This is a genomic window from Georgenia sunbinii, from assembly GCF_036421875.1.
In the GTDB taxonomy this organism is placed as follows: domain Bacteria; phylum Actinomycetota; class Actinomycetes; order Actinomycetales; family Actinomycetaceae; genus Georgenia_B; species Georgenia_B sunbinii.
This window is the reverse complement of the sequence record NZ_JAZGOL010000003.1, coordinates 307416-331688: the sequence shown is the minus strand read 5'-3', so window position 1 is coordinate 331688 and position 24273 is coordinate 307416. Positions and strand designations below refer to the sequence as shown.

The following is a 24273-nucleotide window of genomic DNA, read 5'->3' as shown; positions in this document are numbered from 1 at the left end:
CCGGCGAAGTCGAGCGCCCGGATGCTGGTCCTCCCAGCGTCTGCATGGTTTCATAGTCTGTAATAGTCATGTCACTAGTTGGAAACAACCCTCCGGTATTTTTCCTCCGTAACGAAGCTGAGGACGGGCTCCGCCCGCCCCGACGGGAGACATCAGATGCACCTCGAGACCAGTTCTGACGCGATGCGATCGTCGTCCCTCGCGGGCAGCGTGGACGCTCATGGTTGAGCCGCTGCTGACGGTCCGCGACCTACGAGTCGCGTTCGGCGACGAGGGCCGAGCGGTCAACGCGGTAGACGGTGTCAGCTTCGACGTGTACCCGGGGGAGACCCTCGGGATCGTCGGAGAGTCGGGCTCTGGCAAGAGCGTCAGCGTGATGTCCATGCTCGGGCTCATCCCACAGCCACCCGGGCGGATCGTCGGCGGCAGCGCGGTCTTCGAGGGCCGTGACCTGCTGACGATGTCCCCGCGCGAGCTGCGCGCCGTCCGCGGCGCATCCATCGGGATGATCTTCCAGGATGCCATGACCGCGCTGAACCCGGTGCTGACGATCGGCTTCCAGCTCGCCGAGTCGATCCGGGTGCACCGGCCGATGTCGCGCGCGGACGCGCGGACGCGCGCCGCCGAGCTGCTCACCGCGGTCGGGGTGTCGAACCCCGAGGCACGCCTCAAGCAGTACCCGCACGAGTACTCCGGCGGGATGCGGCAGCGCGCGATGATCGCGATGGCGGTGGCCAACAGCCCGCAGCTCGTCATCGCCGACGAGCCCACCACTGCCCTGGACGTCACGATCCAGGCACAGGTGCTCGACGTGCTGCGCAAGGCGAAGGACGACGCCGACGCGGCGACGATCCTCATCACCCACGACCTCGGCGTCGTCGCCGAGATGGCCGACCGGGTGGCGGTGATGTATTCCGGTCAGATCGTCGAGTCCGGGACCGTGGAGCAGGTCTTCCGCTCGCCGTCCCATCCCTACACCGTCGGTCTGCTGGGCAGCCTGCCGCGCCTGGACTCGCGCTTCGAACGGCTCATCCCGATCCGCGGCAACCCGCCGAGCGGTCGCCAGCAGCCCACCGGGTGCCGCTTCAGTCCCCGGTGCGACCTCAGCGGCGGGCGGTCCGCCTGTGTCGAGGAGCAGCCCGCGCTGGTCCGGGCCGCCGACGGCACCGAGTCCCGCTGCCACTTCCGCGAGGAGGTCGCGGGGTTCCGCGACACCATCAGGTCCGCCGAGATGTCCCACCAGGCACCGGCCGACACCGAACGGAAGGAGGCACGATGACTCGCTGGGACAACGCACCCGTCGCCCGGGGCGAGACGCTGCTGCGGGTCGAAGGGCTCAAGAAGCACTTTCCGATCAAGACCGGCGTCGCGAAGCGGACCACCGGCTGGGTCCAGGCGGTCGACGGCATCGACCTGGAGGTCGCCGCGGGGGAAACTCTCGGCCTCGTCGGTGAGTCGGGCTGCGGCAAGTCGACCGCCGGTCGGACCATCCTGCGGCTGATGGAGCCGACCGGAGGACGCACGCTCTTCAAGGGGCAGGACATCGCCCGGTTCTCCCGCGCCCAGATGCGTCCGGTGCGCCGGGATATGCAGATCGTGTTCCAAGACCCGTTCGCCTCCCTCAACCCGCGGTTGCGGGTCCACGAGATCCTCGCCGAGCCGCTGCGGCTGCACGGGATGTACGAGGGCTCCACCTCAGCCGACATGATCGACGACCTCATCGTCCGGGTGGGGCTGAACCGCAACCAGCGCTACCGCTACCCGCACGAGTTCTCCGGCGGGCAGCGGCAGCGCATCGGGATCGCCCGGGCGCTGGCCCTCAACCCGCAGCTGCTGGTGCTCGACGAGCCGGTCTCGGCGCTCGACGTCTCGATCCAGGCCCAGGTCGTCAACCTGCTGCAGGAGCTGCAGGAGGAGCTGAGCCTGGCCTATATCTTCATCGCCCACGACCTGTCGGTGGTGCGGCACATCTCCGACCGGGTCGCGGTGATGTACCTCGGCAAGATCGTCGAGACCGGCACCCGCGAGCAGATCTACCAGAACCCGCTGCACCCCTACACCCAGGCGCTGCTGTCCGCCGTGCCGGTGCCCGATCCCAGCCGCAAGCACGGCGAGGGGCGCATCCTGCTTCGCGGCGAGCTGCCGAGCCCGAGCAACCCGCCCAGCGGGTGCCGGTTCCGCACGCGGTGCTTCAAGGTCCAGGACGTCTGCGCCACGGCCGAGCCGGCGTTCGAGACCCGTGACGGCCAGTCGCACCCCACGGCGTGCCACTTCAGCGGGCCGCTCGAGCTGGCGACGCCCACCGTCCGACCCGGCTCCGCAAGCAAGGAAGTGAACCGATGACCGCCACCACACCGTCGGTGAAGCGGCCGTCGCGCCGTTCGCCGTGGCGCGTGCTGCGAGACACGTTCGGCCGCAGCCCAGCCCTGGTCATCGGGTCGGTGATCATCTTCGTGCTCGGCCTGGCCGCCGCCCTCGCGCCCCTGCTGGCCCCGTTCGACCCGTTGGCGCTGGCGCCGGCCAACGCGTTCGCCCCGCCGAACGGGGTCCACTGGTTCGGTACCGACGAGCTGGGACGCGACATCTTCAGCCGCAGTCTCTTCGGGGCGCGGGCCTCGCTGCTCACCGGTCTGCTCGCCACGCTGGGGGCGGCCGCAATCGGTGTGCCGCTCGGTCTGCTGTCCGGCTACTTCGGCCGCTGGACCGACGCGCTGATCATGCGCGCCGTCGACATCCAGATCGCCGTGCCGGCGATCCTGCTCGCCCTCATCATCATCGTGCTGGCCGGCCGCGGGTTCGTCAGCTCGATCGTGGCGGTCGGCATCGCGAGCATCCCGACCTTCGCCCGGATCGTCCGGGCCTCGACACTGTCGCTCAAGGAAGAGGAGTACGTCACGGCTGTCAAGGCGCTGGGCGGGGGCAACGGCTACACGATGCTGCGCACCATCCTGCCAAACGCCATGGGTCCGATCATCGTGCAGATGGTGATCACGGCGTCGGTCGCGATCCTGCTCGAGGCGGCCCTAAGCTTCCTCGGGCTGGGCACCCAGCCGCCGGCACCCACCTGGGGAGACATGCTGCGCACCGGCAAGGGCTTCCTCAACAACGCGCCCTACTACGCGGTGCTGCCCGGGATCCTGCTCACCGTCACCGTGCTCGCCCTGGACCTCATCGGTCGCGGCTTGCAGAAGCTCCGTGAGGGCTCGACCGACACCAACGTCGAGCTGGAGGTCCGGGCATGATCGCCTACGTCCTGCGCCGGCTGCTACAGACGGTGCCGACGCTGATCGTGGCGTCGCTGCTCATCTGGCTGATCGTCTACGCACTGCCAGGGGACCCGGCCGTCGCGCTCGCCGGGGAAAACGCCACGCCGGAGATGGTCGAGTACGAGCGCCAGCGGATGGGCCTGGACCAGCCGCTGGTCAACCAGTACGTCACCTGGATGAGCAACGTGCTGCGGGGAGACTTCGGTCAGTCCTACATCACCGGCCAGGAGGTCAGCGCGGCCATCAGCCGGCGGCTGATGCCGACCTTCCAGCTTGCGTTCGTCTCGTTCGTGTTCGCGCTGCTGCTCTCGATCCCGATCGCGTTCTTCGGTGCGCTCAAGCCGAAGTCGTTCCTCGGCCGACTGACTAGCGCACAGAGCATCCTGTCGCTCAGTGTGCCGACGTTCTGGGTCGGCATCCTGCTGATCCTGGTCTTCGCCGTGCAGCTCCAGGTGCTCCCCGCGGTGTCGGACTACGTGCCGTTCTGGGAGTCGCCGTGGCAAGCCATGCGCAACCTGCTGCTGCCGGGGCTGACCCTGGGCATCTTCATCTCCGGGATCCTCGGGCGGTTCCTGCGGCAGTCGCTGTCCGAGACGCTGGGCCGTGACTACGTGCGCACGGCTCGTGCCAAGGGCCTGGGCGAGACCTTCGTCGTCGGCCGCCACGCGCTGCGCAACGCGCTGCTGCCGTTCGTCACCATCCTGGGGCTGCAGCTCGGGACCTTCCTCGGGGGCACGGTGGTGACCGAGTCCGTCTTCAACTACCCCGGCATCGGCCGGATGCTGCTGACCGCCATCGAGCAGCGCGACTACGCCCTGATCCAGGGCGCGACGTTGATGATCATCGCCGCGGTGACGCTGGTGAACCTGATCGTCGACATCGTCTACGCCTACCTGGACCCACGGATCTCCTACGCATGACCGCATCACCCTGACGCACCGCTCGGTGCGCAGTGGAACGACAAATTCTGGAGGCATCATGACGAGGAAGAAGAATCGCCTGCTCTCAGCGGTCGCCATGATCGTCGCCGTCCCGCTGGCCTTGACGGCCTGCAGCGGCGACGACGGCGGCGGCGACGCTCCAGGCGGCAACGGCGCTGCCGAGACGCTGAACCTCGGGGTTCACGTCGAGCCGACTGACTGGTCACCGAGCCGGGTGCAGACCATCCTGTTCCCGTTCACCCGACAGGTGTACGAGTCCCTCATCGAGTACGACGACGAGCTGGGGACCAGCCCTCAGCTGGCGACCGACTGGACGATCAGCGACGACCAGTCCTCGGTCACGATCAACCTGCGTGACGACGTGACGTTCCACAGCGGTGCCCCGTTCAACGCCGAGGCCGTCGCGGCCAACCTGGAGTTCTTCGCGGACCCGGACACCGGTCAGCAGCTGCTCGCCCCGATGTCGGTCGTCGACAGCTGGGAGGCGGTGGGCGAGTCCACTCTCGAGGTGACCTTCACCCAGCCGATCGCCGAGCTGCAGATCACCGACCTGCTGCAGTCCTGGACCATCGGCGACCCGGCCTCGCTGGACGACTCGACCCGCGGCGTGGGCACCGGTCCCTTCCAGTTCTCCGAGTGGCTGCCCGGCGAGCAGATCGTGCTGGAGCGCTTCGACGACTACTGGGGCGAAGCCCCGGCGTACCAGACCCTGCACTACCGCGTGTTCGGGGACATGGACTCCCTCATCTCCGGCTTCGAGTCGGGCGTGGTGGACGTGGTCGTCGACGTGCCGCCGCTGGAGGCCCAGCGGCTGGAGAGCACCAGCACCGTGCTCGTCGGAAACATGGGTGCGCTGATCGACCAGTGGCGGCTGAACCCCACCGTGCCGCCGTTCGACAACGAGAACGTCCGGCGGGCAATCAACTACGCCACCGACCGTGAGACGCTCGTCGAGGCGATGTACCACGGCTACTCGGAGCCGGTCTCGTTGCCCTACAGCCAGGAGTCGCCGGCGTACGACGCCGAGCTGGCCGCCTCGTTGGAGTACGACCTGGACCGGGCCCGCGAGCTCATCGAGACCTCCGGGCTGTCCAGCGACGAGCTCCAGGCTGCGGTCACCGTCACCAGTGCCAACGCCAGGACCTCGCAGGCCGCGCAGATCCTGCAGGCGTCGCTGGGCGAGATCGGTTTCGACCTCGAGATCGAGGTGCTCGACAACGCCGACTACACCGAGCGGATGCTCGTCGGTGACTTCGGGATCGTGTTCTCCGGGATGGGCAACGGGCAGAAGTACCCGACCCGGTTCACCACCAACAGCATCTACCGGATCTCCGACAACCCGGTGAACGCGGTCGAGATCTTCCCGGAGTACGAGCCGGCGGTGGCCGCCGCCAACGCCGCGGTGACCGAGGAGGAGCAGCAGGCCGCGTTCCGTGAGCTCAACGAGGTCATGATCGAGGCCATGTGGGTCCCGACCGTCGGGTACATGCCGATGCTGTGGGCCATCAGCCCTGACGTCACGGGTGTCGAGCGGAACATCGACAACATGCTCGTGCTCGGTGGGGCGAGCTCCGCCGGCTGACCGGCACGGCCCCACGATCTGACCGTACGACGACAGGAGCAGGCACCGAGATGAACCTCGACACGATCGTGCGTGGGGGGACCGTCGTTGACGGCACCGGCTCGGCCGGCGTGGTGGCCGACGTCGGGTTGCGCGGGCGACGCGTCGAGGTGGTCGGCGACCTCACCGGCGTCCGTGCCGCGCGCGAGCACGACGTCACCGGTCAGGTCGTGACCCCGGGCTTCGTCGACGTGCACACGCACAGCGACCTCACCACCTTCCTGCCCGACGACGCCGAGGACGTCAAGCTGGCCGCCGTCCGTCAAGGCGTGACGTCGGAGGTCGTCGGCAACTGCGGCTGGACCCCGTTCCCGGCCGTCGCGGAACGTCGCGCGCTCATCCGTGACCACGTGACGGCCGTGTTCGGCGGGGCGGCACGGACCTTCGACACCGTCGCGGAGTACCGCACCGCGATGGCCGGCCGGCCGCTGCCCACCAACCTGGCCCCGCTGATCGGGCACGGCACGATCCGTGCCGCGGTGCTGGGTCTGGGCCGGGTGGGCAGCGGCCCGAGCTCGGCCGCGGCGATGGAACGGATGCTCGAGCAGGCCCTCGACGAGGGAGCGTTCGGCATGTCGAGCGGGCTCGTGTACCCGCCCGGCGTGTACAGCCAGGCCGAGGAGCTGCGGGCGCTGGGCGTGGTGCTCGCGCGCCGGGGGAGCATCTATGCCACCCATATGCGCAACGAGATGGAGACGGTCGGCGAGGCCGTCGAGGAGGGCATCGCGGTGGCCCGCCGGACCGGGGCGGCGGTCCAGCTCTCGCACATCAAGGTCGCTGGCCGCGAGCGCTGGGGCACCGTCGGTACGGTGATCGACCAGATCGACCGGGCGGTGGCCGACGGCCTCGACGTCCGCGGCGACGTCTACCCGTACACCGCCGGCAGCACCATGCTCCGCGCGATCCTGCCGCCCTGGGTCAACGAGGGCGGTATCGACGCGATGCTCACCCACCTCGCCGATCCTAGGTCCAGACGGCGGATCGCCGCCGAGTTCGTCTCCGGGCTGCCGGGGTGGCAGAACTTCGCTGCCGCCGCCGGGTGGGACGGCATCGTCATCGCCGGCGCCCCTGCGCGGCGCGAGATCGAGGGGCGGAGCATCGCCGACCTCGCTCGGGCCTGGGGGCAGCAGCCGGCCGACGTCGTCGCCTCGGTGCTGACCGAGCTGCGCGGGGACGTCCTGGTGGTGCTGCACATGATGAGCGAGGACGACATCCGGCTGCTGCTGGCTCAGCCGCAGATGCTCATCGGGTCCGACACGATCCCGCTGCCCGGCAGGCCGCACCCCCGCACGGCGGGCACCTTCGCCCGGGTGCTCGGCCGGTACGTGCGCGACGGCCAGGTGGCCGACCTGCCGTCGATAATCCGCCGGATGACCTCGGTGCCTGCGCAGCGGTTCCGGCTCGGGCGGCGCGGCGTGGTCGCGCCCGGCTACGAGGCGGACCTCGTCGTGCTCGACCCGCTCACCGTGGCCGACCGGGCGACCTTCGACGAGCCGCTGCTGACACCGATCGGGATCCGGCACGTCCTCGTCGCCGGCCGTGCGGTGATCCTCGACGGCGCCGACACCGGCGTCCGCCCCGGCCGGGTGCTCGAGCCGGTCAGCTGAGCACACCGCGCACGACCAGCACCACCAACCCGACAGCGCACTCCAGGAGGCACCTCATGACCACCACGACGCCCGACGCCCGGTTCGCTGCCCTCGAGCCCGACCTCTCCCCAGTCCCCGGGCCGGACGCCGTCGTCCGACCGCTGCGCCGTGAGGGGAACGTGATCATGATGTCGGGGCAGGTAGCCTTCGTCGGCTCGGAGCTGCTGGCGACCGGGGTGCTCGGCGACGACGTCGACATCCCGACCGGCCAGGCCTGTGCCCGGCAGTGCGCGATCAACCTGCTCGGCAGGCTGCAGGAGGAGCTCGGCTCGCTGTCGGCCGTCAAGCAGGTCCTCAAGCTCACCGTGTTCGTCGCCAGCGCACCCGGCTTCCGGGACCAGCCCGCGGTGGCCAACGGCGCGTCCCAGGTGTTCGCCGAGGTACTCGGGGAGGCGGGCAATCACGCCCGGTCGGCGGTCGGCGTCGCCGAGCTGCCGCTGGGGACGCCGGTCGAGGTCGAGGCAGTTGTCGCGGTCTGAGCCGGCTGCCGGTGCCGCCGCCGAGCTGATTGACCCGCGGGACCCCGTCGCGGTCCGCCGCCACGTCCATGCCCGGCCCGAGCTGGGGTTCTGCGAGATTCGCACCGCGGACCTGGTCTGGCGCACCGTCGAGCGGCTGGGATGGTCGGTGACCGGCGGTACGGCACTGACCGACGCCGTCGGCTACGTCGGACTGGCGCCGGTCGACGAGCTCGACCAGGCCTGCGTCGAGGCTCGCGCCGCCGGGGTCGACGCCGTCAGCGTCGACCGGCTCAGCGGCGGTCACACCGCCCTCGTCGCCGAGCTGATGGGGAGCCGGCCGGGCCTCACGGTCGGTATCCGGGTCGACCTGGACGCGTTGCCGATCCACGAGTCCGGTGCCCGCGAGCACCACCCCGCGCGGGCCGGGTTCGCCTCGGCAGTCCCCGGCCGGATGCACGCGTGCGGCCACGACGGTCACGTCGCGGTCGGGCTGGACCTGGCGGCGCGACTCGCCGCCGACCGGGACTTCCCGGGCCGGGTGCGGCTGCTGTTCCAGCCCGCCGAGGAGGGGGTGCGGGGTGCGGCTCTGCTCGCCGCGGCGGGGGCCTGCGACGACCTCGACACGATGCTGGCCTTCCATCTCGGCTTCGGGCTGCGCCCGGGGGAGGTCGCCGAGGCCCGCGACCTGCTGGCCACCACCAAGCTGCGGGCCACGTTCACCGGCCGCCCTGCCCATGCGGCGAACGCCCCGCAGGAGGGCCGTCACGCGCTGCTGGCGGCGGCTGCGGCCACCGTCTCGCTGCACGGCCTGCCGCGCTTCGCGGGGATCTCGACACGGGTCAACGTCGGGTCGCTGCGGGCCGACGGCGCACCCAATATCGTGCCCGCCCAGGCCCGGTTGGAGGCCGAGGTCAGGGCGGGCGACCAGCAGTCGCACGCCGAGCTGGAACGGCGCGCCCGGCTGGTGCTGCAGGGAGCCGCGGTGATGCACGAGGTCGGCCTGGACATCGTCGTCACCGGTGCGGCGACCGCGGCGACCAACGACGAGCGGCTGGTGCGGGCCGTGCTGGCCGGGGCCGCCGCCGCCGGACTGACCGCGGTCGGGCCGCGGTCCCTCGGGGCGAGCGACGACGCGAGCGTGCTGATGAGCGCGACGCAACGCCGCGGCGGCGACGCCGCCTACCTGCTGCTCGGCTCGGGGACGTACGGCCCGCACCACTCGGCCACTTTCGACCTGGACGAGTCGGTGCTGCCGGCTGCCGCCCGGCTGCTGGAGCTGGCGATCCGCAGCGGACGTCGGTGAGGGGGTCAGTAGGTCGCCTCGCGCTCGAAGGGGAACATCGGCCGCCGCCGGTGCTGGTAGCCGAAGGTCGACAGGTCCGCGCTGGTCACCCCCGGTGTGCCGACGAAGAGCAGCTCGGCCGCGATCGGCTCGAAGGTCGCCCGGGGAGAGTTGACGCCCTTGGCGATGATGATCCGCTGCCGGGCGGGGTCCAGCCCGACGGCGCTCAACTGTTGCCGGCTGACGTTCCCATGCGGACGGCTGATCAGCAGCACGTCGTGACCGTCCTCGGTGGCGAGCAGCGCGCCGGGGCCCGTGTTGAAGTACCGGAAGCCGCCGTGGGTCGGGCCGGTCTCCTCCCAACGGCCGTCGTGCAGCAGCCTGACCGTCCCCCGGAGCCGGACCGGGTCACCGTGACGACCGTCGGTCTTGCCGCCGGCCAGCAGCTCGACGCTGGCCCCGACGCCCGCGACGACGCACTGCTGCACCGCGTCGGGGTCGCACAGCGAGCAGAAGACGCCACGGACGCCGCGCGCCTGGGCCGCGGCCAGCAGCACGGTGGAGTCGGCGGGGCTGCCGGCGCCGACGTTGTCGCCGGTGTCGAGCAGGACGACGGGCCCGCGTCCCTCGTCGGCGATCCGGTCGGCCCTGCCCAGCGCGTCGTCGACGGTCAGTGCCTCGGCGTCGAAGCCTTCGCGCCCGTCCCAGGCGGTACGGGCCATGGTCCTTGCGACGTCCTGGGCGAGTGCGGCGTCGCCGTCGGTGATCGCCAGGAAGCTCATGCCCATCTCGGCCACGTCGGCGTAGGGGTATCCCTCGACGACGCTGGTGTCGAGCACGCCGGGGCGCCGGGCCTGCTGGCGGGCGTGGGCGACGAGCTCGCGGACGGGGGAGTCGTCGGTGCCCTGGGCGAGGATGTTGATGGCTACCGGCGGCATCTCCAGGGCCATCGTGGGGCGGATCTCGCCGCGCACCGCCCGGACGATGAGCCGGCCGGCGGTCAGCGCCCGAGACCGGGCGTCCAGGTGCGGGTTGGTCTGGTAGACGGTGACGACGTCGGCGTGGTCGACCAGGAGCGGGGAGAGGTTGGCGTGCATGTCGAGGGTCAGCCCGATCGGGACGTCCGGCCCGACCAGGGCGCGGACGCGGCGGGTCACCTCGCCGTCGGCGTCGGGGTGCTCGTCGCTGACGGCGGCGCCGTGCAGGGCCAGCAGTACGGCGTCCCACGGCCCGTGGTCCCGCAGCGCGGCGAGCAGGCGGTCGACGAGCATCTCGAACGCGTCGGCCGGGATCGAGCCCATGGGGGTGATGCGGCTGAAGACCAACGGGACGATCTTTACGTCGTGCTCGACGGTGGCGAGCTCCAGGAAGCCGCTGATGGTCGCCTGCGCGCCGCCGTACTGGTCGACGATGGCACGACCCTCGAGGATCCCGGCCCGCTGCCACTGCTCGATGCCGGCCGGGACCGTGGAGAACGTGTTGGCCTCGTGGCTGAAGCCCAGCGTGGCGATCCGCATGTGTTCCTCCGGTGGCTCACGGCCCAAACGGTCGTAAGTTCTGTCTAGTGGAAGGGTGATTTCGAGGATTGCAACGCTAGTCACGTCTCCCCGTCACGGTCAACCCGTGCAGCGTCCTTGACCTCCCCTCCTGCGTGCCGGAGACTGAACCGTAAGTTCCATCTAGCGAGAGATTGATGATGACCACCACCTCCAGCCCGCGCTCCATCCCCGGCGCGGACCCGGCGCTCGCCAGTCAGCGGGTACGGCAGTTCAGTTTCGAGGGCGATGCCCTGCGGATGTCGATGGACTGGTCGGTCGCCGACCTGGCCCGCCCGCAGGTCCTCGTGGAGACCGCTGCCGGGGACTCCCACCCCAGCTCCTACCACCTGGCCGACCTCGGTGCCGAAGCTGCCAAGGGCGTGCTGCAGAGCGGCGGCAAGCCCGCCGACTACACCACCACGGACATCTGTGACGGCATCGCCCAGGCCCACGACGGGATGCGATACCCGCTGGCGTCCCGGGAGCTCATCGCGAACATGGTCGAGATCCACGCCAACGCGACCCCGTTCGACGCGATGGTGCTCGCGTCGTCGGGCGACAAGGCCGTCCCCGCCCACCTGCTTGCGATGGCCCGCCTCGACTTGCCCGCGGTCCACGTGCCCGGTGGCGCGATGGCGTCCGGGCCGGCGCTGCGCTCCAACGAGGAACTGTGGAGCATGAAGGTCAGCGTCGACCGCGGCACGATGGAGCTCGACGAGTTCCTCGCGTTCCAGCGCTTCGCTTGCCCCGGCTGCGGGGCATGCCAGTACATGGGCACCGCCGCCACGATGCAGGTGATGTCCGAGGCGCTCGGGCTGGCGCTGCCCTGGGCCGCGCTGATCCCCGCCCCGATGGCCGAGCTGCGGCGGATGGCGCGGGCCGCCGGCGAGCAGGCCGTGCAGCTGCTGCGCGACGGCATCACGTCGCGCCAGATCCTCACCCGTGAAGCCTTCGAGAACGCGATCACCGTGCACGCAGCGATCGGTGGCTCGCTCAACGCCGTGATGCACCTGACGGCGATCGCGCAGGAGGCCGGGATCACGATCACAGCGGAGGACTTCGACGAGATCCACCGCCGGACCCCCGTGCTGGTCGACGCCAAGACCGCCGGACGCTACCCGACCGAGCTCTTCTGGTACGCCGGCGGGGTACCCGCCCTCATGCTCCAGCTCGGCGACCGGCTGCACCTGGATGCGCTGACCGTCAGCGGCGTGACGGTGGGGCAGAACCTCGAGCGGCTCATCGGCGGGCAGCTCCAGCGGCACGCCGCCATGTTCCTCGGCAACTACCAGCTGCAGGCGCAGCAGGTGATCCGGCCCATCGACGACCCCGTCTACGAGTCCGGCTCGACCGCCTTGCTCACCGGGAACCTGGCCGACGGGGCGATCGTCAAGTCCCACGCGGTGGCGGACTCGATGCTCACCCACACCGGCCCCGCCCGTGTCTTCGACCGGGAGGAGGACGCCATCGAGATGGTCGTCAACGGCGCGATCGAGCCCGGGGACGTCGTCGTCGTCCGGTACCAGGGGCCGCGGGCCACCGGCATGCCCGAGATGTTCTTCCTGTCCGAGCTGATCGCGTCCGACCCGACCCTGGCGGCAACCACGGCGCTCGTCACCGACGGACGGTTCTCCGGTGCGAGCCGCGGCCCGTGCATTGGGTACGCCCACCCCGAGGCGATCGACGGTGGCCCGCTGGCCCACCTCCAGGACGGCGACCTCATCGAGATCGACATCCCCCGGCGCAGCCTCGACGTCGTGGGCCTGCGGGGGGCGCGGGTGGCGCCAGGGGACGTCGAGCGCGAGTGGGACCGGCGCCGTGCGGCGTGGACCCGTCCGGCGATCTCGCACACCGGTGCCCTGGGCCAGTACACGGCACTGGCCCGGCCCGCGCTGCTCGGTGGAGGCATGAGCGTGACCAGGTGAGACGTGCCGAGCCGCCGCTCGTGGGCGTCCTCGGGGGGATGGGGCCGGCGGCGACGGTCGACTTCTACGCCAAACTCATCGCCGCCACCGCCGCGCAGCGCGATCAGGACCACCTGCGCGTGATGATCTGGGCGGACCCCACGGTCCCCGACCGGAGCGCGGCGATCGCCGGGGACGGCGAGGACCCGACGCCGCGGCTGGTCGAGGGCGCCCGCCACCTCGCGGCGGCGGGCGCGGCGTTCTACGTGGTCGTGTGCAACGGTGCCCACGCCTTCCTGCCGCGGGTGCGCCAGCAGGTGGACCTCGACTACCTCAGCATCATTGACGCCACCGTCGACCACCTCGCAGCGCTGCCGGGAGTCCGGCGCGCGGGGATCCTCGCCACCGACGCGACCTTGACGGCTCGCCTCTACCAGGACGGCCTCGAGGGTGCGGCGATCGAGCCGGTCGTCCCCGCCGCTGCAGATCAGCGGTCGGTGATGGAGACGATCTTCGCGGTGAAGTCGCGGACGGTCTCGCCCGGCCAGAAGGCTGCGCTGATCGGTGTCGCCGCCGGCCTGGCCGAGCGCGGAGCGGACGTCGTCGTCGCCGCGTGCACCGAGCTGCCGCTGCTGCTCACCTCGCAGGAGCTGCCCACGCGGTTGGTCGATCCGACGGCGATCCTCGCCGGACGGACCGTCGAGGCGGCCCGCGGGTCGAGCTAGGACGCAGCCTCCAGAAGCGCCCGCGTCACGGAGTGAGCGGGCCGCGCCCAGACGTCCTCCACCGGCCCGTGCTCGATGATCCGGCCGCGGTCCATCACCGCGACCGTCGCGCAGACCTTGCGCACCACGGCGAGGTCGTGGGAGATGAGCACGAGCGCGGTGCCGGTGCGTTCCTGGAGGTCGACGAGCAGGTCGAGGATCGCCGCCTGCACGGTGACGTCGAGCGCGGAGACGGGCTCGTCGAGCACGAGCACGGCCGGCTCGGCGGCCAGCGCCCGTGCGATGGCCAGCCGCTGCCGCTGCCCGCCGGACAACGACCGCGGCCGGCGGCGCAGCACCTCCGCCGGCAGCCGCACCATCGCCAGCAGCTCGGCGGGCGTCCGGGCGCTGCCGGCGACCCGCAGCGCCGCCTGCAGGATCCGCCCGGCGCTCCAGCGTGGGTCGAAGGAGCCCAGCGGGTCCTGCGGCACGAGCCGCACCAGCGCGCGGCGCGCCCGGCGGTGCCGCTCGGTCACCTGCGACCACGGCTCGCCGTCGAGCAGCACCGTCCCGGCGTCCGGCTGCTCGGCGGCCACGAGCATCCGGGCGAGGGTCGACTTCCCGCTGCCGGACTCGCCGACGACGCCCAGCGCCTCACCGCGCCGCACGACGAGGTCGACGTCGTCGAGCGCGGCCACCGAGCCTCCGCCCGGCAGCCGGTAGTGGTGCCGCAGCCCGGTGGCGCGCAGGATCTCGCCGTCGGGCACGTGAGTACCGGTCTCCGCCGCGCCCGGCCGGGGCCCGCGCGGCACCGCGGCGAGCAGCGCCCGGGTGACCTCGTGCCGCGGCCGGCGCAGCACCTCGTCGACCGGCCCGTGCTCGACGACCCGGCCGGCGTCGAGCACGGCGACGTCGTCGGCGATCCGCGCGACGGCGGACAGGTCGTGGGTGACCAGCAGCACGGCCCGCCCGGCGTCGCGCAGCCCGGCGAGCAGGTCGAGCACGCCGCGCGCGACGGTGGCGTCCAGCGCCGTCGTCGGCTCGTCGGCGACGAGCAGCGGCGGGTCGGAGACGATCGCCGAGGCGATGAGGGCGCGCTGCCGCATGCCGCCGGACAGCTCACCGGGACGCTGGGCGGCGCGCACCGCGGGCTCGTCCAGCCCGGCGAGGGCGAGCGCCTCCTCGACCCGCCGTGCGCGCTCGACCCGTCCCACGCCGCGCAGCCGCAGCGCCTCGCCGACCTCGGCGCCGACCGTGCGCAACGGGTCGAGTGACTGCAGCGCGTCCTGCAGCACGAAGCCCACGTGCGCCCCGCGCAGTCGGCGCCAGGTGCGTTGCGTGGCGGTGCGCACGTCGTGCCCGGCGACGGTGAACCTCGATGCCGTGACCCGCGCGGGCGCGCCGCCCTCACCCGCGAGGCCGACGATGCTGCGCGCCAGCACCGACTTGCCGGCGCCGGACTCGCCGACGATCGCCAGGCAGCGCCCCGGCAGCAGCCGCAGGTCGACGTCGTCCAGCACGGCGCCGACCCCGGGGAAGCTCACGCTGAGCCCGGCGATGTCGAGGATCGGTTCGGTGTCGTTCATGCCGGTGCCACCGCGCTGATCCGTCGTCCGAGCATGGTCAGCGCCGCGGCCGTCGCGGTGATCGCCAGGCCCGGCGCCACGGTGAGCCACCAGGCGCTGGTGATGTACAGCCTCCCGTCGTTGAGCATCGCGCCCCACTCCGGGGACGGCGGCAGCGCGCCGAGGCCGAGGTAGCTGAGCGCCGACACCCACACGATGGCCTGCCCGATGCCGAGCGTCGCCACCGCCACCAGCGGCCACACCGTGTTGGGCAGCACGTGCCGGGCGAACACCGGCGGCCCGGCGAGGCCCTCGAGCCGAGCGGCCTGCACGTAGGGGCTGCGGGTGACGGCCTGGGCGCGCGAGCGCAGGATGCGGGCATAGCCCGGCGCGGTCGCCAGCCCGACGGCGATCACCGACGCGCGGACGCCGGCGCCCATCACCGAGACCAGCAGCAGCGCGAGCACGAGGCTCGGCAGCGCGAAGAGCACCTCGATGACCCGGCTGAGCACGCCGTCGAGCCAGCGTGGCCCGAGCGCGGCACCGAAGCCGAGCAGCACCCCGAGCGCCATCCCGATGGCGGTCGCCGCGGCGCCGATGCCCAGCGATTGGCCCGCGCCGTGGACCACCCGGGTGAAGACGTCCCGGCCGGAGGTGTCCGTGCCGAACCACGCCGCCGCGCTGGGGGCGGCGAAGGCGTCCGACGGCGCGACCGCGGTGGGGTCGCCGGGCGCGAGCAGCCCCGGCCAGAGCGCAGCGAGCACGACGAGGACGATGACGGCGAGGCTCACCAGCCCGCCGAGCCCCAAGACCCGGCGCATCAGCCCATCACCTCGCTCGTGGGGGTGTCGGTGACGACCCGGACCCGCCCGCGCAGCCGCGGGTCGACGACCCGCTCGAGGACGTCGGCGACCGACATGACGACGACGTAGCCGAGCGCGATGACGAGCACCACGCCGATGACGAGCGGGACGTCGCGGGCGTGGGTCGCCTCGATGAGAAGCCGGCCCAGGCCAGGACGCCCGAAGAGCGTCTCCACCACGACGGCGCCGGACAGCAGCGAGCCGAAGGCCCAGCCGCTCAGCGCGATCGCCGGCAGCGCCGCGTGCCGCAGCGAGTGGCGCCACAGCACCCAGGTCTCCGAGGCGCCCCGGGTCCGCGACGTCGTCGCGAAGGGGGCGAGGTGCGCCTCGTCGAGGCTGTCGCGCATCACCTGGCCGAGGAAGCCCGCGACCGGGACCGCGAGGGTGATCGCCGGCAGCAGCAGGGCGCGCAGGGAGCTGCCGCTGCTCGTCGCCGGCAGCCAGCCCAGCCCGCCGGCGAAGACCGCGATGAGGACCGCGCCGAGCCAGAAGTGGGGCATCACCGAGGCCACCACCTCCGCGCCGCGCAGCACCGCCACCACGGGTCGACTGGCCCGGCCGCGGGAGCGGCCGGCGAGCGTCGCGACCGCCAGTGCGATGAGCCAGGCGAGGACGAGCGCGAGGCCCGCGAGCACGAGGGTGCCGCCGATCTGGTCACCGATGAGCTCGGCGACCGGCCGCCGTCGGGCGTAGGAGTCACCCAGCTGGAAGGTGAGCGTGCGGGCGAGCTGCAGCAGGTACTGGACGACGAGCGGATCGTCGAGCCGGTACTCCTCGCGCACCTGCGCCATCGCCTCCGGGCTCGCCTGGGAGCCCGGCCCGCCGAGGATCGCCTCGGAGGGGTCGCCGCCGGCCGACCGCAGCGCGAAGAACACCACGGTGGCGACGACCCAGGCGACGAGGGCCGCGGCGGCGAGCCGGCCGAGCAGCCAGCGCAGGACGGGCATCGGGCGTCAGGACGTCAGGCGCGTGTCGATGAAGGTCGGCGTCGCCACCGTGCCCAGCGTGGCCACCCCGGTCACCCCGCGGGTGAGGAAGTGGTTCTGCTGGTCGTAGAGCGGCAGCAGGTAGTAGCCCTCGAGGACCTGCTGCTGCACCTGTGCGTAGAGCTCGGCGCGCTGCTCCGGGTCGGTGATCCGGGCGGCTTCCTCGAGGGTCGCGTCGATCTCGTCGTCGGTCACCTGGGCGAGGTTGGCGAAGTAGCCGCTCGGCGCGGGCACCGTGCTGTCGGAGTGGAAGAGGATCCGCAGCACGTCGGGGCCGACCTTGGTGTACGGGGCGCTGACCGCCTCATAGGTGTTCTCGCCGCCGTCCGCGGGCGCGGCCAGGGCGCCGTACCAGCCGGAGAGGTCGAGTGGGGTGAGGACGACCTCGAAGCCGACCCGCTTGGTGTTGGCCTGGACCTGCTCGAACAGTGCCCGCTCGGCGGCTACTGACTGGTTGGTGCTCACCGGGAAGCGGACGGTGAGGCGCTCGCCTTCGCGCACGCGGTAGCCCTCGTCGTCGACCTCGTCCCAGCCGGCCTCGTCGAGCAGGCGCTCGGCCTCCGGGACGTCGGTGCCGAACAGCGAGGGGTCGCTGTAGCCGAGGGGCTCCACGCTCGAGAGCGGGGAGAAGGACCGGGTGGCGACGCCCTGGTAGAGGGCCTCGATCCCCGGGTCGATGTCGGCGGAGCGGACGAAGGCCTCGCGCACGCCGGCGTCGTCGAACGGCGGCTGGGAGGAGTTGAGCTCGATCCGGTTCGCCGCCCCGGGCCGCGGGGCGGCGATGTGGGTGATCTCCTCGCCGGCCTCGGCCGTGACGATCGCGTCAGGCTCGGGGTTGTCGATGACGTGCACCTCGCCGGCCTGCAGCGCCGCCCAGCGGGTGGCCGGGTCGGGGATGAAGCGCCACTCGATGCGCTCGAGGTGCGCGGCGCCGTCGTTCTGGGCCTGCGGGCCGTGGGTGGCGTAGTCCTCGTTGCGGTCGAGGATGACGTGCTGCTGGGGCACCCACTCGGAGACCACGAAGGGCCCGGTGCCGATCGGCGCGGCGCAGTTCTCGTCCATCCCACGGGCGATGCCGGCGGGGGACTGGATCGCCGTCCACTGCATGGTGAAGGACTCGAGCAGCGCGGAGTCCGGCTCGCTCAGGTGGAACCGCACGTGGGTGGCGTCCACCGGCTCCACCTCGGCGATCTTCTGCACCGCGAGGTAGCCGGTGGAGGAGGCAGTCTCGGGGTCCTGCAGGTGCTCGACGTTGACCTTGACGGCCTCGGCGTCCAGCGGGGTGCCGTCGCTGAAGGTGATGCCCTCGGCCAGCGTGAGGTCCCAGGTGAGGCCGTCGTCGCTGACGTCCCACTCGGTGGCCAGCCACGGCTGGATCTCGCCGTCGGCGTCGCGGCCGACGAGCGGCTCGAGGTACTGGGTGCTGATGAGCGCCTGCGGGTAGTTGCCGCCCACGTGGGGATCGAGGCAGGTCGGCTCCGCGTCGCCGGTGGCGTAGACGAGCGTGCCGCCGTCGGCCGGCTCACCGCTGGCGTCGGGCGAGTCGGAGCCGGCGCCGCTGCCGCACGCCGCGAGCAGCAGGCTGAGCGCGACGGCGCCGGCAGCGAGCCTGGCGGGGGTGGGGGCCTGGGCCATGGGAGGGTCCTCGCTACTCGAAACGCATTATTGGTCTGCGTCCAACAATATCGCCTGTCGTGGCCGGGACAACGTTAGGATCTCGGCATGCGGCAGGAGCGGAAAGTGGGCAGGCCCCGGGCCGTTTCCCGCGCGGTCCTCGAGGAAGCGGCGTGCGAGCTGTTCCTCGAGCAGGGGTACGAGGCGACCTCTGTGGCTGACATCACGCAGCGTGCCGGCGTGAGTCGGGCCACCTTCTTCAACTACGTGCCGGCGAAGAGCGACCTGCTGTGGACCTCGGTCGACGACGCGCTCGACGGCCTGCCTGCCGAGCTGGTGTCCTCGCCGACGGACGACGGCGCGGTGACGCAGAGCGCCGCCGCACTGCTGCGCGTGGCCGCCCGGCTGGAACCTGGCACCGTGCTGCTCGCGTTCGCCAACGCCGAGCCGATGGGCGTGGCGGAGGAGCTGGAGGAGTCCGCGGCGCGGCGGCAGCGGCGTGCCGCCCGGATCATCGCCGGCCACCTGCGCGCGCGGGGGCTGGCTGACCTGCACGCGGAGGTCGTGGGGGCGGCGCAGGCGGGCGCGTTCCTCGCTGCGTTGCGGGCCTGGTCGCGGCGGGCGCCGGGACGGACGCCGTTCCCCGAGGTCCTCGGCGATGCGCTGGGGATGATCGCGGACGCGGGTACGCTGGACCGATGACTTCGACCTCCGCGAGCACCCTCGTTCCCCGCGCCGACGGCCGCGCATCCGACGAGCTCCGGAAGATCACCATCACCCGTGGCTGGCTGGACCACGCCGAGGGCAGCGTCCTCGTCGAGTTCGGCGGCACCCGGGTGCTGTGCGCCGCGTCCTTCACGCAGGGCGTGCCGCGCTGGCGCAAGGGCTCGGGCCAGGGCTGGGTGACCGCGGAGTACGCGATGCTGCCCCGCGCGACCAACACCCGCAGCGACCGGGAGTCCATCAAGGGCCGGGTCGGCGGGCGCACCCACGAGATCTCCCGGCTCATCGGCCGCTCGCTGCGCGCCATCATCGACGTCAGCGCGCTGGGCGAGAACACCATCGTGCTCGACTGCGACGTCCTGCAGGCCGACGGCGGCACCCGCACCGCGGCGATCACCGGCGCGTACGTCGCACTCGTCGATGCCATCACGTGGGGCCAGGCGCAGGGCGCGGTGGCCGCGGGCCAGGTGCTCACCGACTCGGTCGCGGCAGTGAGCGTCGGGATCGTCGGCGGGCAGCCGGTGCTCGACCTGCCCTACGTCGAGGACGTCGCGGCGGAGACGGACATGAACGTCGTCGTCACCGGCAGCGGCGGGTTCGTCGAGGTGCAGGGCACCGCCGAGCGCAAGCCGTTCGAGCGCCACGAGCTCGACGAGCTGCTCGACCTCGCCGTCGCGGGCACCGCCAAGCTCACCGAGCTGCAGCGCGCCGCGCTGGCCCTGCCGCTGCCCAACCAGGCGTGAGCAGCGCCAGCCCGCGGCTCGTCCTCGCGACCCGCAACGTCCACAAGATCGGTGAGCTGCGCGCCATCCTCGCGCCCCTGCTGCCGGGGCTGACCGAGGGCGACGTCGTCGGAGCCGCCGACGTCGGGGACCTCGACCCGGTCGAGGACGGCGTCACCTTCGAGGAGAACGCGCTGGTCAAGGCGCGAGCGCTTGCCGCGGCCACCGGCCTGCCGGCCGTCGCGGACGACTCTGGCCTCGCCGTCGACGTGCTTGGCGGCGCCCCGGGGATCTTCTCGGCCCGGTGGGCGGGTCGCCACGGCGACGACCGCGCCAACCTCGAGCTGTTGCTTGCCCAGCTCGGTGACGTCCCAGACGAGCATCGCGCCGCGCAGTTCGTCTGCGCGGCTGCGCTCGTCACGCCCGACGGCCGCGAGGTGGTGGAGGTCGGCGCGATGCCCGGCACGCTGCTGCGCGCGCCTCGCGGTGACGGCGGCTTCGGCTACGACCCGATCCTGCAGCCCGACGGCGAGCGCCGGTCGGCGGCCGAGCTCAGTGCCGAGGAGAAGAACGCCATCAGTCACCGCGGCAAGGCGCTGCGCGCGCTGGCCCCGCGGATCGCGGCGGTGCTGGGCGCCTAGTCCAGCTCGGCGTTGCGCCGGACCTGCCAGCGCACGACGGCGGACAGCAGCCGCCAGCCGAGGAGCAGCAGCCCGAGCATCCCGAGGGACACGAGGACGAACGCCAGCGCCGTCCCGGCCCCGGTGAGGGCACGCAGCCCCATGCCCAGCGCCCAGGTGACGAGCCAGGCGATGACGCCGCCGGGCCACAGCGCCTCCGCGCGGCCGCGGACGGCGGGGAGCGCGACCATCCGTGCCACGAGGAACGGCCACGCGGTGAGCAGCAGGTTGCCGAGGGTCGCCTGCTGGTCGTGGCTGCCGAGGCCGGCGAAGATGAAGACGAGGATCGCCAGCCAGTCGACGAGCATGATGGCGATGGCGGAGCCGAGGCTGGGGCGGGTGGTCGCGGTCAACGTGCGGCCTGCGACAGCGCGAGCCGGAGCACGGCCTCGTGGCCGTCGACCAGCTCGGCGAGGACGTCCGGCTCGAGGGCGGCCTGCGGGCTGAACCAGCTGAGCTCGAGGGTGTCCTGCTGCGGCTGGCAGTCGCCGTCGACCGGAACGACGTAGACCAGCGACACGGCGTGCTGCCGGGAGTCGTGGAAGCCCTGCCCGGGGGTGGGGAAGTACTCGCCGACGGTCAGCGGCTGCAGCGACGGCGCGAGGCGCGGCAGGCACAGCGGCCCGAGGTCCTTCTCCAGGTGGCGCACCACCGCCTGGCGGATCGTCTCGTGGTAGAGCACCCGGCCGGAGACGAGGGCGCGGGTGAGGCTGCCCTGGGACACCCGCAGCAGCAGACCGACCTCCTCCACCGCGCCGGTGGCACCGACCCTGACCGGCAGCAGGTCGAGGTAGAGCATCGGGACCCGGGCGCGGACGAACTCGAGCTCGTCCGGCGGGAGCCACGGGGTGATGTCGTCCGAGGCCAGACCGCTCATGGTGTCTCCGTCGTGGTCGGGGTGGTGCGCGAGCGCGGGATTCGCAGCGTATCAACGGCGCCGGGGAGCGACGAAAGTCGTAGCCGGATTACTGCGCTCGCAGGATTGCCCGGCTGCGGGTGGCCACGCCATGGTTGTGGCACGAGATCACCTCGGCGGCACAGCTCGGGAGGCATCATGCGGGTTGAACAGGTTGGTCACGAGGACGGCACGTCCCGGCCGATCGAGGACTTCTACGAGTACTGGCGCCGAGAGCTCGAGCTCGTCGGCGCACGGACCGAGTCGGTCAGGGCCCGCGAGGAACGGTCGTAGACAGTTCCGGTTGCCGGGCGGCCGGCTCGCCGTATCGTTTGACTTCTGGACGGACAATCGACACGGGGAGTCAATTGCCATGGCCACTATTCGTAGCCTCGCTGCCGAGCTGGGCGCCCAGCCGTACGAGCTCACCGCGTTCATCGACTCCGGGCCCGGGTACGACGAGCTGACGGAGTTCGACGACGCCACCGTGGCCGAGTACCGCGCCGCCTGGGCCGCCGGCCTGCTGGCGACGGCCTGACCCAGCGGCGCGGCTGGTGCGCGAGGCGGGACTCGAACCCGCACGTCCGAAGACACCAGGACCTAAACCTGGCGCGGCTGCCAATTACGCCACTCGCGCGTGCCCGGGATCAGGCTAGTCGACCCCGAGCTCCTTGCGGAGGCGAGCGACATGGCCGGTGGCCTTGACGTTGTACTGAGCCAGCGTGACGGTACCCGCCGGGTCGACGACGACCGTGGAGCGGATGAGGCCCTCGTAGGTGCGCCCGTAGTTCTTCTTCTCGCCCCACGCGCCCCAGGCCTCGATGACCTCGTGCTCCGGGTCCGAGACGAGGGGGAAGGTCAGGCCCTCGTCGGCGGCGAACGAGGCGAGCTTGGCCGGCTCGTCGGGGGAGACCCCGACCACCGTGTAGCCCTTGGCCGCCAGCGCATTGAGGTTGTCGCGGAAGTCGCAGGCCTGCGTGGTGCAGCCCGGGGTCGCGGCGGCGGGATAGAAGTAGACGACGACGCCCTGCTCGGCGGACCCACGCAACGCGGCGAGGCTCACCTCGGACCCGTCGGAGGCGGTAAGCGTGAAGTCGGGGACGGTGTCTCCCACAGCGAGCCGGGCCACGGTTCTCCTTCGGTCGGTTCTGGACGTCGCGCCCAGCATCTCACTTGGCGCCGCCGCCGACATAAACGCCGTGGGACTCGAGGACGTCACGACCGGTGGCGTCGGCCAGGCCGCTGATGTCCACCCCGGTGAGCGAGGGCAGCTCCGCCAGCGGGGCAAGGTCGTCCACCGGGTTCGCGCCCACCCACAGCTCGGTCAGCTCCGGGAATCCGGTGAACAGGGAGGGGGCGGCGATCTCGTTACGGGAGACGTCCAGCATCGTGAGCACCGGGAGCCTGCCCAGCGGCGACGGGTCGCTCAGGTGGTTGTCGGCGATGGTCAACCGGCCGAGCCGGTCAAGCCCGGCGAGCGGACCGACGTCGACGACCCGGTTCCGGGAGAGGTCGAGCTCGCCGAGCAGGTCGAGATCCGCCAGGGGCGTGACGTCGGTGACCTCGTTGTCCGCGAGCCCCAGATGGTGGAGCGTCGTGATGCCGGCGAGCGGCCCGAGGTCGCTGACCCGGTTGCCGGACAGCCCGAGGTCACCGAGCACCGGCAGCTCAGTCAGTGGCGCGAGGTCGCTGACCTCGTTGTGGGTGAGGCCGAGCCGGCCGAGCTTCGCCAGCCCGACGAGCGGGGAGAGGTCGCTCACCTCGTTCTCACGAAGCTCGAGGGACGCGAGGTTCGTCAGCGTGCCGATGCCGGTGAGGTCGCGGATGCCCGAGCCGGAGCAGTCGAGCGACAGGACCTCGGCCAGCTCGCTACGCGTGACGCCGGTGCTGGGCCCGTCGGCGCCGGCCGCGCTCGCGACGCAGGCCGCCAGTGCGCCGTCGGGCAGGATCTCGGCGAAGGCCTCGCGCTGCACGAACGGACGAGCGACCAGCACACCCGCCACTGCGACCACGGCTAGGACGCCGGTAGCGACGGCGAGCCGCAGCCCATGCCGCGCGGGCCGAGCGGGGCCACCGGCACGTGACGGCAAGAACCGTGCCGTGCGGTGAGCGAGCAGCGGGACGACGACGGCGACGGCGGCGCCGAGGGCAGCAGCGGCAACCTGGCCGGCGGTGAGCTCGAGGGCGTCGCTGCGGACGAGGCGATACACCGGCCATGCCAGGACAGCGAGAGCGAGCCCGGCCGCCGTCATCCCGCCCAGCCAGCCGGCGACCACGACGAGGCCCCGCCGTCCGGCCTGGACGGCGACGACCGCCGTCGTCGACCAGGCCACGCCCAGCAGGACCAGCCCGACCGGCGGGTAGGCGGCGTGGGCGTCGACGAGGAGCAGCCGCGACGACGGTGGCAGCCGGAGCGCAGGAACGCCGATCCGGACGAGGACGAGCACGCCCACGACGACCATCGTGAGCCCGCCGACGACCGCGAGCACGCGGCCGGCTCGCCACCGTGAGGTGGCGAGGAAGGCGAGCGGCGTCAGCCCGACGCCGATGGTGAGCAGCCTCGGGACGAGGGGCGGGTCCGCCGCAGCCACGGCGAGCCCCGCGGCCGCCAGCACGGCGACGGCGACGGCGACGGCGACGAGCACGGTCCGGTCGGACGACGGCGGCATGGGCACAGCCAAACCCTAGGATGCGGGAACGACGAAGGCCGCACCCGGATCGGATGCGGCCTCGTCTTGTTGTGCGCCACCAAGGACTCGAACCTTGAACCCACTGATTAAGAGTCAGTTGCTCTACCACTTGAGCTAGTGGCGCATGAACAGTGCAAGACACTACCACCGAGATTCGGCGCGCTGTAAC

At 72.1% G+C, this 24273-nt stretch carries 24 protein-coding genes and 2 tRNA genes; 15 read left to right on the top strand and 11 right to left on the bottom strand.

Annotated features, from left to right (window positions below; translation table 11 throughout):
* The first annotated feature begins 220 nt into the window (after nt 1-220).
* The 8 genes from V2J52_RS09385 to V2J52_RS09350 are packed head-to-tail and all read left to right on the top strand — an operon-like array spanning nt 221 to nt 9241.
* A complete protein-coding gene (locus tag V2J52_RS09385; RefSeq protein ID WP_331227420.1) occupies nt 221-1279 on the top strand; it encodes an ABC transporter ATP-binding protein in 1059 nt (352 codons plus the stop codon).
* Nucleotides 1276-2343, top strand: coding sequence for an ABC transporter ATP-binding protein (locus V2J52_RS09380; RefSeq protein WP_331227419.1), 1068 nt, complete (start codon nt 1276-1278; stop codon nt 2341-2343). The genes V2J52_RS09385 and V2J52_RS09380 overlap by 4 nt, the downstream gene beginning before the upstream one ends.
* The gene (locus V2J52_RS09375; protein WP_331227418.1) at nt 2340-3242 is read left to right on the top strand and encodes an ABC transporter permease; all 903 of its coding nucleotides are present in this window, start codon (nt 2340-2342) and stop codon (nt 3240-3242) included. Before V2J52_RS09380 ends, V2J52_RS09375 begins: the two co-directional genes overlap by 4 nt.
* Nucleotides 3239-4186 (top strand): ABC transporter permease, encoded by a 948-nt coding sequence (locus tag V2J52_RS09370; RefSeq protein ID WP_331227417.1) that lies wholly within the window; start codon nt 3239-3241, stop codon nt 4184-4186. Before V2J52_RS09375 ends, V2J52_RS09370 begins: the two co-directional genes overlap by 4 nt.
* Before the next feature lie 58 nt (nt 4187-4244).
* Entirely contained in the window at nt 4245-5789 is a 1545-nt protein-coding gene (locus tag V2J52_RS09365) for an ABC transporter substrate-binding protein (protein WP_331227416.1), read from the top strand.
* A 50-nt stretch (nt 5790-5839) separates the two neighbouring features.
* On the top strand, nt 5840-7435 hold the full coding sequence (locus V2J52_RS09360; RefSeq protein ID WP_331227415.1) for an N-acyl-D-amino-acid deacylase family protein: 1596 nt from the start codon (nt 5840-5842) through the stop codon (nt 7433-7435).
* Between the two features lie 56 nt (nt 7436-7491).
* On the top strand, nt 7492-7956 hold the full coding sequence (locus tag V2J52_RS09355) for a RidA family protein (protein ID WP_331227414.1): 465 nt from the start codon (nt 7492-7494) through the stop codon (nt 7954-7956).
* Nucleotides 7943-9241, top strand: coding sequence for an amidohydrolase (locus V2J52_RS09350; protein ID WP_331227413.1), 1299 nt, complete (start codon nt 7943-7945; stop codon nt 9239-9241). The genes V2J52_RS09355 and V2J52_RS09350 overlap by 14 nt, the downstream gene beginning before the upstream one ends.
* A gap of 5 nt (nt 9242-9246) precedes the next feature.
* Here the strand turns inward: V2J52_RS09350 and V2J52_RS09345 are convergent, their stop codons facing one another.
* Nucleotides 9247-10737, bottom strand: coding sequence for a M81 family metallopeptidase (locus V2J52_RS09345; protein WP_331227412.1), 1491 nt, complete (start codon nt 10735-10737; stop codon nt 9247-9249).
* A 179-nt stretch (nt 10738-10916) separates the two neighbouring features.
* Here V2J52_RS09345 and ilvD point away from each other — a divergent pair, with 179 nt between their 5' ends.
* A complete protein-coding gene (ilvD, locus tag V2J52_RS09340) occupies nt 10917-12683 on the top strand; it encodes a dihydroxy-acid dehydratase (protein WP_331227411.1) in 1767 nt (588 codons plus the stop codon).
* Nucleotides 12680-13387, top strand: coding sequence for a cysteate racemase (cuyB, locus tag V2J52_RS09335; RefSeq protein ID WP_331227410.1), 708 nt, complete (start codon nt 12680-12682; stop codon nt 13385-13387). Before ilvD ends, cuyB begins: the two co-directional genes overlap by 4 nt.
* Here cuyB and V2J52_RS09330 read toward each other — a convergent pair.
* From V2J52_RS09330 to V2J52_RS09315, 4 genes are read right to left on the bottom strand one after another with little or no spacing between them, the layout of a single operon-like run.
* Nucleotides 13384-14952 (bottom strand): ABC transporter ATP-binding protein, encoded by a 1569-nt coding sequence (locus V2J52_RS09330; protein WP_331227409.1) that lies wholly within the window; start codon nt 14950-14952, stop codon nt 13384-13386. The two genes, cuyB and V2J52_RS09330, sit on opposite strands and share 4 nt — an antisense overlap.
* Entirely contained in the window at nt 14949-15752 is an 804-nt protein-coding gene (locus V2J52_RS09325; protein WP_331227408.1) for an ABC transporter permease, read from the bottom strand. The genes V2J52_RS09330 and V2J52_RS09325 overlap by 4 nt, the downstream gene beginning before the upstream one ends.
* Entirely contained in the window at nt 15752-16741 is a 990-nt protein-coding gene (locus V2J52_RS09320) for an ABC transporter permease (RefSeq protein ID WP_331227407.1), read from the bottom strand. Before V2J52_RS09320 ends, V2J52_RS09325 begins: the two co-directional genes overlap by 1 nt.
* A 6-nt stretch (nt 16742-16747) precedes the next feature.
* Nucleotides 16748-18415 carry an ABC transporter substrate-binding protein gene (locus V2J52_RS09315; protein WP_331227406.1) on the bottom strand — a complete coding sequence of 556 codons (1668 nt, stop codon included), beginning with the start codon at nt 18413-18415 and terminating at the stop codon, nt 16748-16750.
* A gap of 105 nt (nt 18416-18520) precedes the next feature.
* Here V2J52_RS09315 and V2J52_RS09310 point away from each other — a divergent pair, with 105 nt between their 5' ends.
* The 3 genes from V2J52_RS09310 to rdgB are packed head-to-tail and all read left to right on the top strand — an operon-like array spanning nt 18521 to nt 20480.
* A complete protein-coding gene (locus tag V2J52_RS09310; RefSeq protein ID WP_331227405.1) occupies nt 18521-19096 on the top strand; it encodes a TetR/AcrR family transcriptional regulator in 576 nt (191 codons plus the stop codon).
* Nucleotides 19093-19860, top strand: coding sequence for a ribonuclease PH (gene rph / locus V2J52_RS09305; protein WP_331227404.1), 768 nt, complete (start codon nt 19093-19095; stop codon nt 19858-19860). Before V2J52_RS09310 ends, rph begins: the two co-directional genes overlap by 4 nt.
* Nucleotides 19857-20480: an RdgB/HAM1 family non-canonical purine NTP pyrophosphatase gene (gene rdgB, locus V2J52_RS09300; protein WP_331227403.1), complete on the top strand. Its 624-nt coding sequence runs from the start codon at nt 19857-19859 to the stop codon at nt 20478-20480. Before rph ends, rdgB begins: the two co-directional genes overlap by 4 nt.
* On the opposite strand, the gene V2J52_RS09295 is transcribed toward rdgB, so the two are convergent.
* Entirely contained in the window at nt 20477-20872 is a 396-nt protein-coding gene (locus V2J52_RS09295; protein WP_331227402.1) for a DUF3054 domain-containing protein, read from the bottom strand. The genes rdgB and V2J52_RS09295 overlap by 4 nt on opposite strands.
* Entirely contained in the window at nt 20869-21396 is a 528-nt protein-coding gene (locus V2J52_RS09290; RefSeq protein ID WP_331227401.1) for a DUF4916 domain-containing protein, read from the bottom strand. Before V2J52_RS09290 ends, V2J52_RS09295 begins: the two co-directional genes overlap by 4 nt.
* 177 nt (nt 21397-21573) lie before the next feature.
* Here V2J52_RS09290 and V2J52_RS09285 point away from each other — a divergent pair, with 177 nt between their 5' ends.
* Together V2J52_RS09285 and V2J52_RS09280 are read left to right on the top strand one after the other, a co-directional pair.
* Nucleotides 21574-21708, top strand: coding sequence for a hypothetical protein (locus V2J52_RS09285; protein WP_331227400.1), 135 nt, complete (start codon nt 21574-21576; stop codon nt 21706-21708).
* Nucleotides 21709-21787: 79 nt separating this feature from the next.
* Complete coding sequence (locus V2J52_RS09280; RefSeq protein ID WP_331227399.1) at nt 21788-21952, top strand: hypothetical protein; 165 nt, start codon at nt 21788-21790, stop codon at nt 21950-21952.
* Between the two features lie 14 nt (nt 21953-21966).
* Here the strand turns inward: V2J52_RS09280 and V2J52_RS09275 are convergent.
* The 4 genes from V2J52_RS09275 to V2J52_RS09260 form a co-directional block, all read right to left on the bottom strand.
* Nucleotides 21967-22051: transfer RNA gene (locus tag V2J52_RS09275), tRNA-Leu, on the bottom strand.
* A gap of 15 nt (nt 22052-22066) precedes the next feature.
* On the bottom strand, nt 22067-22543 hold the full coding sequence (gene bcp / locus V2J52_RS09270; protein WP_434056402.1) for a thioredoxin-dependent thiol peroxidase: 477 nt from the start codon (nt 22541-22543) through the stop codon (nt 22067-22069).
* A gap of 40 nt (nt 22544-22583) precedes the next feature.
* Nucleotides 22584-24089 (bottom strand): leucine-rich repeat domain-containing protein, encoded by a 1506-nt coding sequence (locus tag V2J52_RS09265; RefSeq protein WP_331227397.1) that lies wholly within the window; start codon nt 24087-24089, stop codon nt 22584-22586.
* A gap of 66 nt (nt 24090-24155) precedes the next feature.
* Nucleotides 24156-24228, bottom strand: a tRNA-Lys gene (locus tag V2J52_RS09260).
* Nucleotides 24229-24273: the final 45 nt, after the last annotated feature.

Bases quoted from the DNA above. Each gene is read 5' to 3' on its own strand.
- V2J52_RS09330 (WP_331227409.1), bottom strand. From the start codon at position 14,952: ATGAACGACACCGAACCGATCCTCGACATCGCCGGGCTCAGCGTGAGC.
- V2J52_RS09320 (WP_331227407.1), bottom strand. From the start codon at position 16,741: ATGCCCGTCCTGCGCTGGCTGCTCGGCCGGCTCGCCGCCGCGGCCCTC.
- V2J52_RS09370 (WP_331227417.1), top strand. From the start codon at position 3,239: ATGATCGCCTACGTCCTGCGCCGGCTGCTACAGACGGTGCCGACGCTG.
- V2J52_RS09285 (WP_331227400.1), top strand. From the start codon at position 21,574: ATGCGGGTTGAACAGGTTGGTCACGAGGACGGCACGTCCCGGCCGATC.
- V2J52_RS09290 (WP_331227401.1), bottom strand. From the start codon at position 21,396: ATGAGCGGTCTGGCCTCGGACGACATCACCCCGTGGCTCCCGCCGGAC.
- ilvD (WP_331227411.1), top strand. From the start codon at position 10,917: ATGACCACCACCTCCAGCCCGCGCTCCATCCCCGGCGCGGACCCGGCG.
- V2J52_RS09280 (WP_331227399.1), top strand. From the start codon at position 21,788: ATGGCCACTATTCGTAGCCTCGCTGCCGAGCTGGGCGCCCAGCCGTAC.
- V2J52_RS09375 (WP_331227418.1), top strand. From the start codon at position 2,340: ATGACCGCCACCACACCGTCGGTGAAGCGGCCGTCGCGCCGTTCGCCG.
- V2J52_RS09380 (WP_331227419.1), top strand. From the start codon at position 1,276: ATGACTCGCTGGGACAACGCACCCGTCGCCCGGGGCGAGACGCTGCTG.
- V2J52_RS09365 (WP_331227416.1), top strand. From the start codon at position 4,245: ATGACGAGGAAGAAGAATCGCCTGCTCTCAGCGGTCGCCATGATCGTC.
- V2J52_RS09315 (WP_331227406.1), bottom strand. From the start codon at position 18,415: ATGGCCCAGGCCCCCACCCCCGCCAGGCTCGCTGCCGGCGCCGTCGCG.
- V2J52_RS09355 (WP_331227414.1), top strand. From the start codon at position 7,492: ATGACCACCACGACGCCCGACGCCCGGTTCGCTGCCCTCGAGCCCGAC.
- V2J52_RS09360 (WP_331227415.1), top strand. From the start codon at position 5,840: ATGAACCTCGACACGATCGTGCGTGGGGGGACCGTCGTTGACGGCACC.
- V2J52_RS09325 (WP_331227408.1), bottom strand. From the start codon at position 15,752: ATGCGCCGGGTCTTGGGGCTCGGCGGGCTGGTGAGCCTCGCCGTCATC.
- V2J52_RS09385 (WP_331227420.1), top strand. From the start codon at position 221: ATGGTTGAGCCGCTGCTGACGGTCCGCGACCTACGAGTCGCGTTCGGC.
- rph (WP_331227404.1), top strand. From the start codon at position 19,093: ATGACTTCGACCTCCGCGAGCACCCTCGTTCCCCGCGCCGACGGCCGC.
- V2J52_RS09345 (WP_331227412.1), bottom strand. From the start codon at position 10,737: ATGCGGATCGCCACGCTGGGCTTCAGCCACGAGGCCAACACGTTCTCC.